17 protein-coding genes are annotated in these 19,239 nt (G+C 55.8%); 12 read left to right on the top strand and 5 right to left on the bottom strand.

Annotated features, from left to right (window positions below):
- Window positions 1–78 precede the first annotated feature (78 nt).
- The 11 genes from PGU50_RS11830 (at window position 79) to PGU50_RS11780 (ending at window position 15,003) form a co-directional block, all read left to right on the top strand.
- Window positions 79–828: a MuF-C-terminal domain-containing protein gene (locus tag PGU50_RS11830; protein WP_270247046.1), complete on the top strand. Its 750-nt coding sequence runs from the start codon at window positions 79–81 to the stop codon at window positions 826–828.
- An 82-nt stretch (window positions 829–910) separates the two neighbouring features.
- Window positions 911–3,079, top strand: coding sequence for a type IA DNA topoisomerase (locus tag PGU50_RS11825; protein WP_270247044.1), 2,169 nt, complete (start codon window positions 911–913; stop codon window positions 3,077–3,079).
- Between the two features lie 21 nt (window positions 3,080–3,100).
- Window positions 3,101–3,859: a DUF4313 domain-containing protein gene (locus tag PGU50_RS11820; RefSeq protein WP_270247043.1), complete on the top strand. Its 759-nt coding sequence runs from the start codon at window positions 3,101–3,103 to the stop codon at window positions 3,857–3,859.
- A 149-nt stretch (window positions 3,860–4,008) separates the two neighbouring features.
- The gene (locus PGU50_RS11815; RefSeq protein ID WP_270247042.1) at window positions 4,009–4,539 is read left to right on the top strand and encodes a hypothetical protein; all 531 of its coding nucleotides are present in this window, start codon (window positions 4,009–4,011) and stop codon (window positions 4,537–4,539) included.
- Window positions 4,540–4,563: 24 nt separating this feature from the next.
- A complete protein-coding gene (locus tag PGU50_RS11810; RefSeq protein ID WP_270247040.1) occupies window positions 4,564–5,175 on the top strand; it encodes a hypothetical protein in 612 nt (203 codons plus the stop codon).
- 99 nt (window positions 5,176–5,274) lie between these two features.
- Window positions 5,275–10,992: a VaFE repeat-containing surface-anchored protein gene (locus tag PGU50_RS11805; protein WP_270247039.1), complete on the top strand. Its 5,718-nt coding sequence runs from the start codon at window positions 5,275–5,277 to the stop codon at window positions 10,990–10,992.
- An 80-nt stretch (window positions 10,993–11,072) separates the two neighbouring features.
- Entirely contained in the window at window positions 11,073–11,714 is a 642-nt protein-coding gene (locus PGU50_RS11800; protein ID WP_270247038.1) for a hypothetical protein, read from the top strand.
- Window positions 11,715–11,728: 14 nt separating this feature from the next.
- On the top strand, window positions 11,729–12,547 hold the full coding sequence (locus PGU50_RS11795; RefSeq protein ID WP_270247036.1) for a class B sortase: 819 nt from the start codon (window positions 11,729–11,731) through the stop codon (window positions 12,545–12,547).
- Between the two features lie 149 nt (window positions 12,548–12,696).
- Window positions 12,697–13,749, top strand: a complete 1,053-nt coding sequence (locus PGU50_RS11790; protein ID WP_197032206.1) for an ArdC family protein — start codon at window positions 12,697–12,699, stop codon at window positions 13,747–13,749.
- Window positions 13,750–13,815: 66 nt separating this feature from the next.
- Window positions 13,816–14,196 carry a hypothetical protein gene (locus PGU50_RS11785; RefSeq protein ID WP_195509435.1) on the top strand — a complete coding sequence of 127 codons (381 nt, stop codon included), beginning with the start codon at window positions 13,816–13,818 and terminating at the stop codon, window positions 14,194–14,196.
- A 24-nt stretch (window positions 14,197–14,220) separates the two neighbouring features.
- Window positions 14,221–15,003: a hypothetical protein gene (locus tag PGU50_RS11780; protein WP_270247033.1), complete on the top strand. Its 783-nt coding sequence runs from the start codon at window positions 14,221–14,223 to the stop codon at window positions 15,001–15,003.
- Between the two features lie 67 nt (window positions 15,004–15,070).
- Here the strand turns inward: PGU50_RS11780 and PGU50_RS11775 are convergent, their stop codons facing one another.
- From PGU50_RS11775 to PGU50_RS11755, 5 genes are all read right to left on the bottom strand, one after another.
- On the bottom strand, window positions 15,071–16,420 hold the full coding sequence (locus tag PGU50_RS11775) for a hypothetical protein (RefSeq protein WP_270247032.1): 1,350 nt from the start codon (window positions 16,418–16,420) through the stop codon (window positions 15,071–15,073).
- 61 nt (window positions 16,421–16,481) lie between these two features.
- Window positions 16,482–17,063 carry a hypothetical protein gene (locus PGU50_RS11770; RefSeq protein ID WP_270247031.1) on the bottom strand — a complete coding sequence of 194 codons (582 nt, stop codon included), beginning with the start codon at window positions 17,061–17,063 and terminating at the stop codon, window positions 16,482–16,484.
- A gap of 3 nt (window positions 17,064–17,066) precedes the next feature.
- The gene (locus tag PGU50_RS11765; RefSeq protein ID WP_270247030.1) at window positions 17,067–17,255 is read right to left on the bottom strand and encodes a hypothetical protein; all 189 of its coding nucleotides are present in this window, start codon (window positions 17,253–17,255) and stop codon (window positions 17,067–17,069) included.
- Between the two features lie 79 nt (window positions 17,256–17,334).
- Complete coding sequence (locus tag PGU50_RS11760) at window positions 17,335–17,550, bottom strand: hypothetical protein (protein WP_270247029.1); 216 nt, start codon at window positions 17,548–17,550, stop codon at window positions 17,335–17,337.
- A complete protein-coding gene (locus PGU50_RS11755; protein ID WP_055168065.1) occupies window positions 17,543–17,863 on the bottom strand; it encodes a helix-turn-helix domain-containing protein in 321 nt (106 codons plus the stop codon). Before PGU50_RS11755 ends, PGU50_RS11760 begins: the two co-directional genes overlap by 8 nt.
- A gap of 190 nt (window positions 17,864–18,053) precedes the next feature.
- Here PGU50_RS11755 and PGU50_RS11750 point away from each other — a divergent pair, with 190 nt between their 5' ends.
- A complete protein-coding gene (locus PGU50_RS11750) occupies window positions 18,054–19,202 on the top strand; it encodes a hypothetical protein (RefSeq protein WP_270247028.1) in 1,149 nt (382 codons plus the stop codon).
- Window positions 19,203–19,239 lie beyond the last annotated feature (37 nt).

Raw genomic sequence — 19,239 nt, 5'->3', positions numbered from 1 at the left:
CAAAAAATAGAAAGGCAGGATGCCGCATCCCGTATGGGGGCGGCATCTCCACAAACGCGAAAAAAACGGGAGGTGCGAATGACGAAAGTAGAAAAAGGCTCCGAGATTATCACTACCATCAGCGAGTACGAGAACTCCGTGGCAATGCCGGATAATGAACGCCTGACCTATCTCGACGTGTGCGGCATCGTCCGCCTTAAGGATGGGAACGGAAACGTAAAAGCACAAGAAGCCTATGCGAACAGATGCAGTGAGTATCTGCGGTTCGGGCAGGAGGTTGACCTTGCCGCCTGCGGCGCATACAGCCCCTACGATGCCCTGAAAGTCTGCGACACGCCGGAGATATTCTTGAAGACCGGGTTCGAGCAGCGACCTATGCTCTACACGCAGAAGCATCTCTTTCAGGCTCTCACACCGAAATCCGATTACAACCCCCACCGCCACGGCTTCTCCATCGAACAGGTAAAGCGCTTTCCCGAGCTTCTTGCTTCCCCGGTGGTTCTCGCCAACAGCCCGACCAGAGACGATGTTCTGCTCGCCATCCTTCTCTCGACCGATGCCTACGACACCCCGCTCATCGCGGGCATCAAGCCGGACGGCACGGGGAGCTACGGAGGGCGCGAAGTGGAGACGAATATGGTCTTGAGCGTCTACAGCAGGCAGAACTTCATCCGTTACTTCGCCCTGTTACGGGATATGGATGCCTTCGTGTTCGTAAGCGGCAGGAAAATCGAAGCACTCGAAGACCTATCCGGGCTTCCGCTTGTGGGAAATTGCTCCGGTCTCGATATTGACAGGATTCTGCAACGCCCGAAGTGCCTTGGATAGATACGCAGGCCGTTAACGATTACCGGCTGGATAGGAGATATTAACCTTCGTCCCTTAAATGAAGCAGAAAGGAGAAAGCCATATGAGCAAATTAGTCATCGCGGAAAAGCCGATGCTTGCCCGCGATATCGCCCGTGCCATCACGGGGAAAGAGGTGTCCGAAAGCGCCCGCCTTCCCATCTCGGGAAACGGTTACACGGTCTGTGCCTGCGCCGGGCACCTGCTGGAACTGGTGGAGCCGGATGCCATCGACCCCAAATGGGGGAAGCCTTGGAGCCTTGATGCTCTTCCCGTCGAGGTTCACAACTGGCCGAAGGAGCCTACCGAGGACAAGAAGAGCCTTGTGGAGGAAATCGCGGGACTCCTTGAAACTTGCGATTCCGTCATCGCTGCCGGTGACCCGGACGATGAGGGACAGCTCATCGTGGACGAGCTTTTGGACTACCTCGGTTACACCGGGAAGGTCGAGCGCGTCTATGTGAACGACAACATCGAGAAGAACATCGTGAAGGCGTTCGACAAGCTCGTGCCCAACGACTCCTGCCGGGGTGCCGGGAACGCCGCCTACGCCCGCCAGATGGCGGATATGTGCTTCGGCGTGAACGAGACGAGACTTGCCACGAAGCGTCTTGGCGGACTTTTCACCGTCGGTCGCGTGCAGACCCCGACGCTCGGGCTTGTGGTCATGCGCGACAACGCCATCGAGCACCATGTCACCCGTAAGTTTTACGAGCTTTCGGCTCGCGGTACCTCGGATGCGGGTGCGCTCACCTTCAAGTTCAAGCCGGGGAAGGAACTGCTTGCAGGCGAGAAGCACCTGTTCGATACGGACGCGCTGGAAGCCCTCAAGGATAAGCTCGACGGGCGCGACCTGCCGTTTGAAACGACCGTTTCCAAAAAGCAGGAGAATCCTCCTCTCCCCTACAACCTGACCGTGCTGCTTTCCGACATGAGCAGGCGTTTCGGTTTCACTGCGGCAAAAACTCAGCAAATCACGCAGGATTTGCGTGATAAGTACAAAGCCATCACCTACAACCGCTCCGATTCCCAATACCTCAAGGAAGAACATCGCGAGCAGGCTCCCGCTGTTCTCTCTCAGGCCATGGAAAATCTCGGTGTGAGCTGGCCTTTGGACTACTCGCTTCATTCCAAGGCGTTCAACGATGGGAACGTGACTGCCCACCACGGCATCATCCCGCAGGAAGCAAAAGCCCCGGTGTCTAAGATGACCACGGAAGAAGCCAAGGTGTATACCGCCATCTGCGAGCGCTATGCGATGCAGTTCCTCCCTCCCGCCGTCTACGACGTGAGCGAGAGCACGGCGGACGTGGATGGCGGCTCGCTCGTTCTCACGGCGAAGCGCCTTATAGACGCGGGATTCAAGGCCGTGTTCGGGAACGTTTCGGATGAAAGCGATGGGGCGGACTCCGATTCGGAGAACCCGCTTGTTCCCGAAGGGAGCCACACCCTTGACGGCATCTCCTGCGCCATCGACGAGAAGGAGACCACGCCCCCGAAACCCTACACCGAGGGCACCCTCATTGCCGACATGGCATCCATCGCGAAGTACGTCAAAGACCCGGAAATCCGCGAAATCCTGAAACGCAAGGATGACGGCAAGAAGGGCGAGCACGGCGGCATCGGCACGACGGCCACCCGCTCCTCCATCATCGAGGGTCTGAAAACCCGTGGCTACCTTGAGGAACGAAAGGGAAAGGTTCGTGCGACCGATAAGGCCAAGGCGTTCTATGCGCTCCTCCCGCCGGAGATTCGCGGCGCGGACGTGACTGCAAGATGGTGGCTCATCCAGCAGGATATCGCAGACGGCAAGGTGGACGTGAACGCCCTGCAAGATTCCGTCATCGAGGTCTTCAATCACCACCGGGAAACCGCCTATGTGGGCGCATCCATCGCAGGTACCGGAAAGGCCGTGGTCGGCAAGTGCCCAAAGTGCGGCAAGGACGTTGTAAAAACCGGCACCATCTACGCCTGCTCCTCCATCAAGAACGAGAAGCAGGAGGACGGCACTTGGAAGGAGGTCTCGGGCTGCGGGTTCAAGCTGTTCGGCTTCTGCACCAAGAAGTTCACCGAGAAGCAGGCCGCATCTCTTCTTGATGGAAAGGCGGTCTCGCTAAGGGGCTGCAAGTCCAAGGCCGGGAAGACCTTCGACTGCAAAGTCGTTCTTCAAAAGGACGGGTCGGTAGAACCCATTTTCACACCGAGAAAACCCACGAAGAAAGGCCGCAGGTAGCGGCAGAAAGGAAGGAATGCCATGGCAACACTCCTATCACCGGATATGCTTCCCGAGGATATCCGAAACATGGATTTCGGGCAGGCTTCCATGCCCCACGCGCCAGAAGCCCAGACCCCAGAAGTACCCTACGATATGACCACATCCGCACCAGACCGCCCTGCCATACCGCTCTCCCCGGATATGCTTTCCGGGAATCTGCAAGGAAATGGAAGCGAGAAATCGGGCATCGAGTTCTCCTTCGATGCTTTCGGATACACCCAGCAGGTCGAACTCGTCAGGGAGTCCTATGCGGACGGGAACCTTGCAGTGACCGCCTATCTCTCCGACCCCACCGACGAATCGTTCGGACAGCCTTGGAGCAGCGTCACCGTGAACTTCGGTTCCCCGCTGCAACAGGACGCGACCGTTTTCCTCGACACCAATAACATGGGAGAAGCGATGCTCTCGAAAATCTCCCAGCTCGGAGCCTTCACCGGCCAGTTCATGCGCTCGGGGTTCTGCTCCTACCCGGCCTTCACCTTCGATACCGAAGTCATGGATAACATGCGCGACTTAAACGAGTTCGCATCGGCAGACCATATGAGCCTTGCCGAGGTGCGCGACACATGCCACGCGGCACTCGAAAACGTATACGGCAGCGAGTTCACGGATGCCTTGGAAAGCGGTTACGACCTGAATGCCGAATCCCACGACTGCGCTTCCGGGAGCGCTGTGCTCGAAACCCGCGACGCGAACTGCGCGGAACAATCCATGAACCATGTGAAAGGGGTGCGATAGGTATGAGCCGATTTCACTCAAACCGGACTTGCATCCGTTCGCCGACAGCTATCCCAAGCAGCCAAAACACACCATTGTGCTAAAATCGGGTACCGTATACACACCGCGCGGGACTACCCGTTCCGCACAGACAGAAAGGATGAAAAAACATGCCCAAGAAGACACCGGAGCCAGAGCAGGCTCCCAAGGCAGACAACTACGCCAAAATCAACATGCCCGCCGCCTTCCTCACGCCCCACGACTTTCAGGCAAGCGACGGGCGCACCTTCGAGAAGTGCTTCGTTTCCTTCCCCAAGGGGACGAAGGTGAACGGCATCGACGTGAGCGGCTTCTCAACCGATGTGTTCCTCTCCGACTACATGAAGAAGGACATGCTTGAGAAGGGACGCGCCACGGTCTCGCTCAAGAAGGACGAGCCGGTGCCCATCTGGACGGGGAAGAAGGACGATGCCGAGCACCCGTATCAGCGCTACGAGGTGAAGGCCACCGACCTCACCCACGCACTCAAGGTGGCGCAGGACTCCTATAAGGCAGAAAAAGCCGCAGAGCGTGCCGCCGCAAAGGACGGCGTGAGCCTTGCGGGCGAAGCACGCGACATGGAGACCGGGAAGAACGCGCTCGCAGGCGATGACCCCGCCAAGTCCACCAAGTCGCGCACCGGACAGGATATTGCCCAGTAGTACAGAGGAAAGAGGTGACAGTTCATGGTAATCGAGGTGCTCTACAAGTCCTTCCGCTACGAGAAGTTCGACTCGTCCGCCCAGACGAACTCCGAGCCGTTCCGCGCGAAGGGAACGAACATCCTTACCGACTGGAACCTCTACCTCGGTGCCCTTGAGGAAAACGGCATCATCCTCGCAGAGCACTGGTATGACGGAAATCCGCAGCACGCAGGCGGGCAGGTGACCCTTGAGGGCACCAAGGTTCCCGCCGCCACCCGTCAGGTCGGGAGCGCCATGCTCCTCGTCTCGCCAGATGAGCTGGACGATGTGGTCTGGCTCAAGAAGGACGGCGAAAAGCTCCTGTGGCGGGAGGGCGATGAGCTGATAAACGGCGAGCGGTTCTTCGCCATGGAGCAGCTGTGTTACTCCGATGCCACGGTGCAATCCATCAACCGCCGCGCCATCGCCGTGTTCGACTACTTGAAGCACGCGCATCCGACGTACTCGGATAATGAGATTGCCCGCATCATGGGCTACACCGAATCCGCCATCGAGCGCATCCGCGATGCAGAAATCTCTCAGGACGAGGGTTTCGTGGACGATGACGGGGAAGGTCAAGACGAGGAAGACAACACCGGGGCTATCGGCGGATAGGACTTCGGTTAGAGATAGAACGAAACGAGAAACGCAGTTCAAACGAACCACCAACGAAGCTACAGAAAACCACGCAAACAAGGAAGGAGAAAAGAACACATGAAGATTCTCGGACGAATCAAGAAATCCAAGGTGCTCACTGCGGTCATGACCGCAGTGCTCATCTTCCAATCGGCCTGCCCCACCGGGCTTGCCTACGCCGCGCAGAAATCGGGTGTTAGCACCTATGCTGCCGGTCAGACCATCGACCAAGCACTCGGTGCCACCAAGACGGTCGAGTCCGTGCTCTCCCAGCACGAGAACGACGAGTATTACCTCACCACACCTTACGGCAACAAAGGACCTCATGGCGAGGACGGTGCAATCGACACTTGGGACTGCTGGAAACCGAAGGGTGAGTACGGTAGCGGTGCCTATATGAACTGCACCGGTTTTGTGGTTGCCGTCCTCCGTGCCTGCGGAGCGAACACATCCATCATCGGAAACTATACCGCCAAGGACGGCTACAACAGGGGCAACGAAGCGAATGCCTCCAAATGGGAAGAGTATTGTCGCGACAACAATGCCGTCAGCTACACGTTCAGCTCCAAAGAGCAGATGCTCGCGTCCGGTATCCTTGAGAAGGGCGATATCATCTACATGGAGCCGGTGGACTGGAATCATAGCAATTCAGACTGCCATATCGGCTTCTTCTGGGGCAGCAACAGCTCGGAAGACCTTTTCTGGCACTCTTCCAGCCACGCAGACGGAATTGTAAAGGGCTATTTCCCGAACTCCGCAGGCGGCAACGTGATTTCCAAAATCACGCCCAAGTATCCCGTTCGCTACTACCGTGTCATCAAGACGTTGCACAAGGGATATCTGACACTGCATAAGGACTCCTCAAATAAGACCCTTACCGATGCCAATGACTGCTATTCCCTCGCAGGTGCCGAATATGGGGTCTACACTGACTCCAACTGCTCGAACAAGGTAGCGACCCTTACGACGAACGCAAGCGGGAACGCGAACACCGTCTCGCTCAATCCCGGACGCTACTATGTGAAGGAGACCAAGGCTCCCAAGGGATATTTCACCGATTCGCAGGTTTACACCGCAGATGTTTCCGGAGCGAATCGGGAGTCCTCGCCTGTGAAGCTCTCGGTCAGCGACAATCCTGCAAATGACCCTGTGGCTATGCTCCTTGGTAAATACGACGGCCAGAAGACCTATAACGGTGCGGGCAACCTCCCGCAGGGTTCCGCCACCCTCGCAGGTGCCGAGTTCACCGTCGATTACTATGCCACCCTTGACTACAAGAGCTACGATGACCTTAAGAACGCCGACGTGAAGCCGACGCGTTCTTGGACGTTCAAGACGAACGCTAATGGATTCTCCTATTTCGACACCGAGCACTTCGTCTCAGGCGATGCCTTCTTCTACAATGGGCAGAATAATATCTGTATTCCTCGCGGCACCATCGTCATTCGTGAGACCAAGGCACCCGCAGGCTATGTGAAGTCCGACGATGTGTCTTTCCAGAAGATTCAGGAGAATCCGACCACAGGTGCCGTTCGTACTTACAACGTCCCGAAGGTTGCCGAGCAGGTCTACCGCTCCGATATCGAGTTCACGAAAAAGGCCGATAACGGTTCCGCGCACCTCGCCGGTGTGCCCTTCAAGGTGACCTCTCTCACCACCGGTGAGTCCCATATCGCCGTGACCGACGAGAACGGCTATTTCAGCTCCGCGTCCTCTTGGAACGCGCATGACTCGAACACCAACGCAAACGATTGGGCGCTGACCGCAAGCGGCACCATTGACAGCACGAAGCTCGATGCTAACGCCGGTTTCTGGTTCGGCAACAACAGCGTACTCGATGGGAACGGCACCACTGCCACCTCCGATGCCGTCAAGGCGGACAACAAGCTCGGTGCCCTGCCCTTTGACACCTATTCCGTCGAAGAGCTTCGCTGCTCCGCTAATGAGGGCTATGCTCTCATCAACACGACTGTTACCGTGACCCGTGATGCCAAGACCATCGACCTTGGCACCTTCGATGACCCTGAGCCTGAAATCCATACCACCGCATACGACGCTTCTGATAGCGACCATTACGTCGGGGTCGGCACCGTCAAGATTTCCGACAAGGTAGAGTACAGCCATCTCGTCGCGGGTAAGACCTACACCGTCATCGGTGAGCTGCATGATGCCGCTACCGGCGATGCCGTCACGGTTAACGGTCAGGCTATCACTGCCGAGAAGACCTTCACGGCTGAGGACTCCGCAGGTTCCGTCACGCTTGACTACGCTTTCGATTCCTACGACCTCAAGGGGAAGACCCTCGTGGTCTATGAGACGCTTACCGATGCAAAGGGTGCGAAGCTCGCCGAGCATAGGGATAAATCCGACGTTTCCCAGCAGGTGACCGTGCTCACGCCGAAGCTCTCGACAAGCGCCGTGGGCGATGCGGACAATAGCAAGTCCGTCACCGCTGAGGATGATGTTGCCGTTACCGATTATGTCCGTTACACCGGGCTTACCGCCGGGCAGACCTACACGCTCTCGGGAACCCTTATGGACAAGTCCACCAAGAAGGCTTTCGTGGATGCCGACGGCAATCCCGTCACCGCGATTGCGGGATTCACGGCAGATGCCGAAAGCGGTACCGCGACCGTGACCTTCACCTTCGATGCCAGCGGCATCAAGACCGGCACCAAGCTCGTCGCCTTCGAGACTGTTGCCACGAACGGTATCGAGATTGCCGGCCACAAGGATATCAACGACATTGACCAGACCGTTACCGTGAAGGCTCCCGTTATCGGCACCACCGCCGTCGATGCCGCCGACGGTGACAAGACGGTCACGGGTGAGGAAAATGTCGCTGTCCGCGATACCGTCCACTACAACAACGTGACCCCTGGCAAGACCTACAAGGTCATCGGCACCCTCTACGAGAAGGTTCTTGACAAGAACGGAAAGGTCACGAAGAAGGTATTCAAAGACAAGAACGGTACCCCCGTCACTGCGGAAGCAAACTTCACCGCAGAGGACTCCTACGGAAACGTCGATGTGACCTTCTACTTCGATGGCAGTTCGCTCAAGGAAGGTACCTCTCTCGTTGCCTTCGAGTCCCTGTCCCACAACGACAAGGAGATTGCTTCCCATGCCGACGTGAATGATTCCGGCCAGACTGTCATCATCACGAAGCCCAAGCTCTCCACTACCGCAACGGATGCCCTTGATGGTGATAAGAACCTCATCGGCGAGGATAATGCCACCATCGTCGATACCGTCCATTACATGAACGTGACTCCCGGCAAGACCTACAAGGTTTCCGGCACCCTCTATGAGAAGGTTCTTGACAAGGACGGCAAGGTCTCCAAGAAGCAGCTCCTCGATGCCGACGGCAACCCTGTCACAGCCGAGACCGAGTTCATTCCCGAAACCGCTTTCGGTGATGTGGACGTTACCTTCACCTTCGACGCGTCCGACCTCAAGGCCAAGGACAAGGTGGTCGCTTTCGAGTCCCTGTCCCTGAACGGCAAGGAACTCGCGAGCCATGCCGATATCGAGGACAAGTCCCAGACCGTCACCATCACGAAGCCCACGCTTTCCACCACTGCCGTGGACGGCTTGGATGCGGACAAGAACCTTATCGGTGAGGGCGATGTTACTATCGTCGATACCGTGAAGTACAAGAACGTCACTCCCGGCAAGACCTACAAGGTTTCCGGCACCCTCTACGAGAAGGTCACCGACAAGGACGGCAAGGTCTCCAAGAAGCAGCTCCTCGATGCCGACGGCAACCCCGTCACCGCCGAGACCGAGTTCGTTCCCGATGATACCTACGGCACCGTCGATGTGACCTTCGCCTTCGACGCGTCCGACCTCAAGGCCAAGGACAAGGTGGTCGCTTTCGAGTCCCTGTCCCTGAACGGCAAGGAACTCGCGAGCCATGCCGATATCGAGGACAAGTCCCAGACCGTTACCATCACGAAGCCCGAAGTCGGCACCACCGCCAAGGACGGTCTCGACGGCAATAAGACCGTCGTTTCCGATACCGAGGTTTCAGTGGTCGATACCGTGAAGTACAAGAACGTCACTCCCGGCAAGACCTACAAGGTTTCCGGCACCCTCTACGAGAAGGTCACCGACAAGGACGGCAAGGTCTCCAAGAAGCAGCTCCTCGATGCCGACGGCAACCCCGTCACCGCCGAGACCGAGTTCGTTCCCGAGGACACCTACGGCACCGTCGATGTAACCTTCACTTTCGATGGGTCGCTTCTGAAGGACAACACACCGGTGGTCGCTTTCGAGTCCCTGTCCTACAAGGACAAGGAGATTGCTTCCCATAGCGATATCGAGGATGAAGACCAGACGGTCACCATGCACACCTCCGAGATTGGTACCACAGCCACGGACAAGCTCGATGGTGACAAGACCGTCATCGCCGATGCCGAGTCCACCGTCACCGACAAGGTGGAGTACGACCATGTGCTCACCGGCAAGGCTTACACCATGGCCGGTATCCTGATGGATGCAAAGACCGGCCTTCCCGTACTGACCGGCGAAGGCGCGAAGAAGTACACCGAGGATGACCTTGCCAAGTTCACCTCCGGCCTGATGAACGTGCTTGGCTTCCAGTCGAACACCTACTCCATCAAGGTTAAGGACAAGGACTGGGGCAACGGTGCCGCCATCGTGAAGAACGCGGACGGTTCCTACACCTATGATGCTTCCGAGCGCACCGAGAACGAGGACGGCACTTGGACTGTCAAGACCGACACCCAGACTCTCACCGAGCAGGAAGACGGCACTTGGAAGCTCACCGGTCTGGAGGGTAGCGGCAGCGCCACCGCAGACGGCGGCACAAGCTCCGTCCGTAATATCGAGGAGACCTACAAGGCCGATGAGGTCGAGGTCACTGATAACGGTATCGACTGGTCGAACGCAAAGAAGCTCCCGACCGCTTCCATTGACCTCGCCAAGGTCAAGGCATATGCCGAGGAGAACAAAGACCTCCTCTCCTGCCTTGTCTACAAGACGGCGGAGTTCACCCCTGAGAAGGAGTCCGGTTCCATCGACATGGACTACACCTTCAACTCCAACGACGTTATCGACCGCCTGTCCGGCGAGACCAAGAACCTCGTGGTCTTTGAGGTCATGTTCAAGGGCAGCATCGAGAACGCTTCCGATGAGACTCCCGTTTCCATCGTCGCGAGCGAATGCGATAAGGACAACGAGGGACAGACGGTAAAACTCGCCCCGAGTACCATCGGTACCACTGCGACTGACAAGTCCGACGGTGACCATGAACTGATGGCTGGCAAGGATGCCGTCATCACTGACGAGGTGAAGTACGAGGGTCTTATTCCCGGCAAGGAGTACACGCTCCATGCCACGCTCATGGATAAGAAGACCGGCGAACCTTTGAAGGTTGCCGACAAGGGCGTGACCGCCGAACTCAAGTTCACGCCGAACAGTGAGAGCGGCACGGTCTCCATCAACCTCGGCGAGTTCGATGCAACCTCCCTCGACGGTCATACACTGGTTGTCTTCGAGGAGCTGACCAAACAGAGCGATATCGACGGCAAGACCACGGACGTTACCGTGGCGGAGCATAAGGATATCAACGACGAGGGACAGTCCGTGACCGTCACCTCGACCCCGGCAGGCTCCACCTACGGAAAGACCGGCGTTGACATGACGAACATCGCCATCGCCATCGGCATCCTCCTGATTGCCGCAGGCTGCGCGACCGCTTACGGCATCAAGAGCCGCAAGACCACCAAGGGCGATGCGGACGAGAGCGCAGAGGATAACACCGAAGCCTAGTGCCCGTAACGCCTGAAACCGGCAGGGTGCCAGCTCTTCGGCACCCTGCCTTCCTTTTAATTTGAAAGGGGGATACACCCATGAAGGACGATAAAGAGAACGATATCGAGATGAACGACGGAGATTCCACCGAATCACCTGCGGATGGGAACAACATGCACGCGAACCCGGAAAGCGAGAAGAAGCCGCATAACCGGAAGGTCATTGCCGCCATCTGCGGCCTTGCGCTCGTCGCACTCATTGGCGGCGGTGCCTACTACGGCATCAGCCACCAAACCGGTGCAGGCTCCAAGTCCGAATCCGTGCAGGTAGAAGATTCCAAGGAAAGCGGTTCCGACGCGTCTGCGAAGGACGGCTCTAAGAGCAAAGAGAAGTCTCACACCCACGACTGGTCTATCACCTACAAGACCGTCCACCATGACGCTGTGACGCACACGGAGCACGTGGCACCCGTCTACCAGAACCTGACCACCTACCATACCGTTTGCAATGAGTGCAAGCAGGTCATCGACGGCAAGGCCGATGACCACATCAAGCAGACAGGTCACTCCGGCTACTCCACCAACGTCCCCATCACCGATGAGGTCATGGTGAGCGAGGGCTATGATAAACAGGTCACCGACACCCCGGCTTACGATGAGACGGTCATCGACAAGCTGGTCTGCACCACCTGCGGAGCGACGAAGGATGCCCCGCAGGCCACATCGGATGCCGCCAAGTAATTCAGATGGCCAGATTGGGAAATCATAACCGGAAATCCCGTGCGGCCTTTGCGGCAGCGGCGGTCTTCCTGACCGTCGCTGCCATCCTTTTCGGCGTGCTGCTTCATTTCTATCAGGACGCAAGTCCATCACCGTCACCAAACGGCACGCCGCAGGAAACCGCCACGGAAAGCGCAGGGGGTCGGGAATCCGAGTTCCCTACTGTTGATTGGGATTACTGGAAGAGTGTGAACGGGGATGTTATCGGATGGATAACCGTGCCGGGGACGGATATCAACCATCCCATCCTGCAAGCCCACTCATCTGACCCGGATTACTACCTGCATCACGATATCTACCGGAACTACAACCCCTTGGGTGCGCTCTATCTCGACGCGGAATGCGAGAGGGAGGGCTTTCAAAGTCCGAATGCCGTCATCCTCGGACACAGCCTGCGTATCGGTGGTGCCATCACCTGTTTCGGAAACATCCAGAACTACAGCGATAAAACTTTCGCATCAGAGCACGCCAAGGTACTCATCCAGACACCGGAAAAGAAGATGCGCTACACCGTGCGCTTCGCCAACATCGTGAAGGGATGGGAACCGACCAAACGGACGGCGTTTGCCGGTGAATCGGATTTCCGAAGTTGGTACGATTCCTCGCGGGAATCTGCCGCCATGGTACTCGATACCGATTCCGAACCGAATCAGGTCATCTCCCTCGTCTCCTGCTCCTATAACTTCTGGAAGCAGAACGAGCGGACGGTCGTGACCACCAGTATCGATCAAAAACAAGCGCAAACGGAAACTGTTTCGACCGAATCCCGTCAGACTGGCTCTGATGCCAAATAAGGGCAGGTTTCAATCCGTTCGCACCTACGCTACAAACGTACCGTCAAGACCCCGCAGATGCGATTCTGTGGGGTCGTTTTCTTAGAACATGTCGGAAAAGCGGCAGCTATCGTATAATTTCAATGAGCTTTCCCGGAAAGGAGACCATGATGAAATCTAAGCAGAAGCAGACTCCTACGGAGATTATTGATAACCAGCGTCAGGCGGTCGTTGAGAAAATCATCGAGGACATGAAGCGCGACGGGCTTCGTTGGGCAGAACCGTACCTGCCCTCCCTAACACCGCACAACCCCGTCTCCGGCACCGTGTATCAGGGCGGAAACCGCGTGCATCTTGGCTTCATCGGGTTCATGCGCGGCTACACGGACAACCGGTGGGCTACCTTCAACCAGATAAAGGATGCCGGTTGGCATGTGAAAAAAGGTGCCAAGTCCGCGCTCATCGAGAAATGGAAGCAGTTCGCCTTCTACAAGGAAAACGAGGATACCGGCGAGAAGGAGCTTGCCGGACGCTACCCGAAGCTCGTGGGCTACTGGAACGTCTTCAATGCGGAGGATATCGAGGGCATCCCGCCGGAGAACGCTCCCGTCCATCTGAACGACCGAACGGCAACCATCGCACAGAACCTTGAGGAGTCTTCCAGATGCCCCGTCATCGAGAGCAGCGGCTACCTCGGAAGTGCCGCCTACTCTCCGGCTACCGACCGCATCCTCATCGCCCCGCGAGAGACCTTTCGCTCAGATGAAGCGTTCACCCGCGTCCTGCTGCATGAGATGACCCACTCCACCGGACACCCATCCGCCCTCGCCCGTGAACTCGACACCCGGTTCGGAAGCCCCTCCTATGCTGAGGAAGAGCTGGTCGCGGAGCTTGGAAGCCTGTTCCTTTCCGCAGACCTCGGTATCCAGAGCACCGATTTGGAGGGCGAGTTCTACGAGAACCACGTCTCCTATCTGCAATCTTGGATGAATGCGCTCGAAAACGACCCTTCCTATCTCTTCAAAGCCGCATCGAAAGCCGACCATGCGGACACCTTCATCATGGAGCGCTACGAGGAGGAGCTTGGAAAGAACATCGAGATTGACGCACCGGAACTGGAAGAGGAGGTATCGCTCGCCGGGGAGAGTCATGACATGGCAAGCACATCCGAACACCAGCCGGAAAGCGAGATGCCAGAAAATGTTCTCTCTACCGTTCTGTAACATGCGTTTGCCAAAAAGAACGTATGTTCAATTCCTATATTGCCGTAATACCGGCATTATAGTATAATGGTAACATATGATAACAGCCATCTGGCAGAAAGGACGATAGGTATGGCAGAAATGGAAAAGAGACCTTGGCGCTTCACCATCGAGTTCGATGATGAGAAGGCAAAAAGGAATGGTTACAACGTAGATGACCTCTACGATTGCGTGGGAAAGTATGCGGAGCAGATGGGCAACGTGCGCATCGGTCTTGGTACTTGGCAGGCAAAGAACCGCAAGGTGCAGTTCGGGGCGCAGTGCCCTGTTTGCGCGACTCTATCCAAACAGCCTTGGGTGATGCAGAACATTAAGTCATGGCGCACCTATGAGGATATGAATGAACCGGAGGGTGAAGACTACCTACAGGTAATCCGGGATATCAGTCCGGAACGTATTTACGACTAACCGCATTTACACTTAGGATTCCAAATGGAACTTGATAGGAAAGCATTTCACTTCGACCTAGACAACGAGTCTGTTGAACGATTCTATACTGGTAAAAAGAATCCATGGTCAGACATTCAAGACTTTCTGGAATCCCATTGCTTTGAAAAGCCACAATATTCTGGATATGAATCGGCTGAAAATATCGTCATGTCCTATCAACGTGCTTATGGCACCATAGATGAGATGATGAATGAGTTTCCTTGGTTCCAAAAATGCTTGAAAGCGGCCACCTTCACGGAAATCGGTGAAAGCTACGATGTGAAGGAGTTTCTTGAAAGCGGAATGCAGTTATCCCCTTCCTCTCGCCCCGACACCCGTAAGGAGCTTCACTTTGATTTGGGAACGGCTGCGCTCAGCGAAAATTACAGCTCCATTAGGCCGAACGCTTGGCGCGGCGCTTGGACGCTTATCCGAATCTTCATGGAACGCAACGGATTCATCCATACCCAGTATTCCGGATACGAGTCTCTAGCGATGATGCCGATTGACAAGGCGATGGCCGTCATGGAGAAATTGCAACAGCGATACCCTTGGTTCAAGGATTCCCTTCTCGCCGCGTCGCTCACCGAGGTCGGCGAGCGCCACGATGCTCTCTCCTATATCAAGGGTTCCAGTGGTATCATCGTTCCGGTTCCCGCCCATTCGTTTGAGCGTGAGGAGCCGGATTTCTTCGGTTCCGAAATCAGTGATATGAAGAGTGCGACCGCAGAGCTATCGAAACGGAACGGGTCGGAACCACCGAAAGACCTGAACAAGGCGCATTAGAAAAAGCCCCGGCCATTTGGTCGGGGCTTTCCTTGCCTGAAATAGACGATTGCCTTGCTCTTTCAAGTTACTTCGTGGCACCGCAGGAAGAGCACTTATATCCAGTGGTCACGGTTTCATCCCAAGCCGCACTTACCTGAACCTGTTCGTCGTAGGCATCGGAAACCTTTACCTGTTCGTCATAAGCCGCTTGCACGGTACGAGACTCTTCGTGACAAGAACCACAGTTACCACCATTAAGCAACGAGTTCTCAAAATGAGCAGCTTCGTTCCCGGTAATATCCGCACCGCAGTTATTGCAAATGCTGACATACTTCACAACTGCATCGTGATGGACGGTCTTGTACTGCGCATCGTGATGGACAGTCTTATACTGCGCGTCGTGATGGACGGTCTTGGTCTGGGCAACCCAGTTGTGCTTGTGCGTCGGGGTGTCATCCTTTTTCGATGAGCTGCCTGAATTGGTGTTCGAGCCAGAGTTGCTGCTGTTGCCGCCATTCGGCTTGCTATCGGATTTTCCTTCGTCTTTCTTGGAGGATGAATTGCTCTTATTTCCAGAATTATCGGAGCCGCCTGTTGCCTTTCCATCATCCTTCTTGCCGCCGGAGGTCTCCGGTGTCTTCGCATCGGACTTGTCTTCCTTGGCGGTCTCCTCGGCCTTCCCAGTCTCCTTCTCGACGGCATCCGTATCGGCATTCGGGTTCTTCTTGATGTTGTCCTCGAACTTCTTCACGACCTCGGCACCCTTGTCCCCGGTCAGAGTAGAATCGCCCTTCTTCACGGCTTCCGCAACATCCTTGGCAATGTCTGTCAGTTCATCCTTCGTCACTTTGTCCGCATCCACCTTATCGAAAGTCACGCCTGTGGCGGCTGTCTTGTCGGTTTTCCCGGCGGTAATCCTCTTCGATGGCACCTTGTAGATAGAACCGTCGGCGTTCACCGGAGAGATGAACGTAACGGTATAAGTGCCGGACTTGCCAACCTTTACGGTTACCTGTTTATTCGCGTCGATAGCGGTGTAGAAATCCACCTCGCCGTCCGCGCCCTCGATATGCGCGATGACAGGCGTGGAGGTGTCCGCATCCCATCCCTCGGCCTTCACCTCAAGGACGAACTCCATGTCCTGCTTTTCATCGTCCTTTGACTGGGACACCGCAGGGACGTTCGCTTTGCCCGTCACTCCAGCATGTGTGACGGCATACCCGCCACCGCCGATGAGAAGCGCCGCGCAGAGGATTCCTGCACCAGCCGCGCAGACCTGCTTGCGAGAAAACTCGCGTCCGAAGAGCATGAACGGCTTCTTAGCGTTCTCCTCTTCTGTCGTATCCACAACCTTCGGGATTTCGGCGGTCTTATCCGCCGGGACACCCTCAGTCTCGATGTTGTTGTCGTTAAACATATTGCTGTCTTTCTTCATTTCTGTCAGTCCTTTCTGTCTTATAAGAAGATTTCCTGCTATCTATATTACCGGTAGTTCTCTACACCAGCATACCCCATAGGACATGCACGAGGATGATGAGAACGAGGATGACCGCCATCCACTTGCAGTAGTAGAACAGTCTGTCTGGAAGCGTCACCATCGAAAGCCGCTCAATGCGTCTCTTGGATTCCTCTACCATCGAGTCGATGACCTTCCTGCTCCTTGCAGTCACCTCTTCGACGTTCTTTATGGTCATCTCCCCAGCTTTCTGCTGGGCATTCGCAACTCCCATGAGCGCCATCTGATTCGCCTGATGCTGCGCGTCCGCCGCGCCGTTTCTCAGCTCCTCGACCTTTTCGAGCACATCCTTCATCTCCGAAACCATGCCGCGCATCTCCCTTGCGATGCGTTCGTTGCTCCGGCGCTGCTCGGCGATAAGGTCTTCCAGCTTCTTCACGGTTCCGATGAGGTCGGTCTCGTCGTTCTCGTCCTCAAGCCTTCGTCCGGCGTTTCTGGCATCCCTCGCTTCCTCGGAGAGCTTAAGCTGCTGGCCGATACCGGCCATATGCCTGTCCGGCTGCTCAAGTTCCCTCTTCACCTCGCTAAAATGCTTTGCCATGTAATCTTCGCTCCTTTCCATCCGTCAGCCCTCCAAACCCTTGCCCCTCTTCTCGCGCACGCGGATAGCGATGGGCGTGTCGAGCAGATAGGAGAGGTTGTGTACCGCATCCGCGACCGGCACGGCATCCGCCATGCTCCCGCACATGTGTATCGCCTTCCAACCCTTCTCGCCCTTCACCGTCACCTCGACAAGAAAACGTTCCTTTCCCATTTCTCTCCTCGACCTTGCCGGTCTTTTCCACCGGACAGGGATAGCCTATCGCATCAGGTGTCCCTTTGTCTGGACACCTCTAGGGTTTACGCAGGTTCACCCCGCAGTTCGGGCAAAACTTCGGGACATATTCGGAAAGCTCCTCGAACAGCGGCTCTTCGCTCTCCTCAGAATCCGTCATATCCTCCTCGACGCGCCCAGCCCATCCGCAGTCGGAACACCAGATGCCGTCCACGGGATTTACATTTGCGGCTTTCGAGTAAGCGCTCCCTATGGTGATGAAAATCCTACTCATCGTTCTCAGCCCTCTCTCCATTGCTCTTCTCACGCACTTCGGCTTCCTTCCGCATCGCGGCAATTAGCTCCTCGGGTGTGATTCCGAGACCGTCCGCGATAGCAAAAAAGGACGCAAGGCTCGGCAGACGCGTCGGCTTTCCCCCGCTTCCGGCCATCCCGGCGAACCAAGCGGATTTGCTGATTCCGCTTTTCTTGATGGCGTTGTCGAGCGTCATCCCCTTCTCGTACACAATGCGGCGCACCGCAACCGCGAAACACCCGAGTTCCGGGAAACGCTCAACGGCTTTTTCCGCCTGTGGCTTACCCGCCATGGTATCTCCCTTCTTCCGTCTAGCTTGACTACTAGTAATATATCATACCACCAAACCAGATAAATCTTCAAGACGATACTCCATATATCCCGCACAAATAAGACAACAAACCAGCTTGAAAGCAACCCAGCAATATAGTAGAATAGACTCACTATCCATATATGGATATAAGGAAGGATGTGACGCATCAATGGACGATAAGCGCTATACGCTGATGAACAAGAACCGACCGGTTCTCGATTTCCTTTACAACCTCGACACGCACCATGTCGTGAAGATACTAAAGCGGCGCGAGCTTGACTTCGCTCCTCCCGCGATTCTCGATATGAAAGGAAACCCGACAAGGGCTGCACTCGACGTCTGGTGGCTCAGACGGGCAATTCCAGCGTCCCGTGCCCAGATACAGCGGCTCATTGCCGAGCTGCATGTCGATAGCACGCTCGCTCTGGCGGAAAAGAACTTCGGGCTTTCCCTCTCCGACCGCTACTGGATTAACGACCCGGAGAATCCGCAGAACTGGGATGATATCAACTTCTTCGACAACGACTTCACGGAAGACCTCGGGCTTCTGACTCTGGGGCAGGACTCTTCGAGTGACAATCCGAACCTCATGTCACCGAACTCCACGGTCGGCGGAGACCTGAACAAGAAGTGGACTATCTTAAACGGCGTGCGTATGCTCGTGAAGAGCGGAACTGGATTCGTGAACCAAGAGGTCTATAACGAGGTCATCGCCACACATCTGCACAAGCGTCTTCTGGCGGACACGGATTATGTGCCTTATTCCCTGCATCAAGAAGGGAAGCGCACCTACTGCGCGTGTCCGAACATGCTCCATGAGGACGAGGAGTTCATTCCCGCTATAGATATTGTCCAAAACCATAAGAAGCCTGATTCGCTGGACGAAGCTCAATTCCTTACTTGTTGCTTTGAACGTCTGGGGTTTGAGAAAGCTGAGAGCTTTAGCTTTGTGATGAAAGTATTTGCTTGTGACCACATCCTTGGAAAACCGGGACGAGACTTACAAAGTTTCGGTGTCATTCGTAACGTTGAGTCGCTTGCGTACACCCGGTTTGCACCGATATTCGGCACCGGCAACAGCCTTTGGTGCAATGTTGAATCGCTAGACTTTCCACAAGTTGATAAACGCACAATAAACAGCTTTGATTTTCAACAAACTCTTCTGGTCGGTTACAAATGGTATGAACCTGACAAGCTCGACGGGTTCACGAATGAAGTGCGTTCGATTCTCTCGCACAACCCGAACATGCCGCCCGCCCGTATCGAAAGCATCATCAGGGGAATTGATTGTCGATGGCAACCCTGCCGATTCCGATGATTAAAAATCAGATGAACTACCATATTACAAAACTAGA

Source organism: Coprococcus sp. AM11-30B, assembly GCF_027674365.1.
In the GTDB taxonomy this organism is placed as follows: domain Bacteria; phylum Bacillota; class Clostridia; order Lachnospirales; family Lachnospiraceae; genus Allocoprococcus; species Allocoprococcus comes.
Note: the sequence above shows the minus strand (reverse complement) of the source record. Positions and strands in the feature narration are given on the sequence as shown.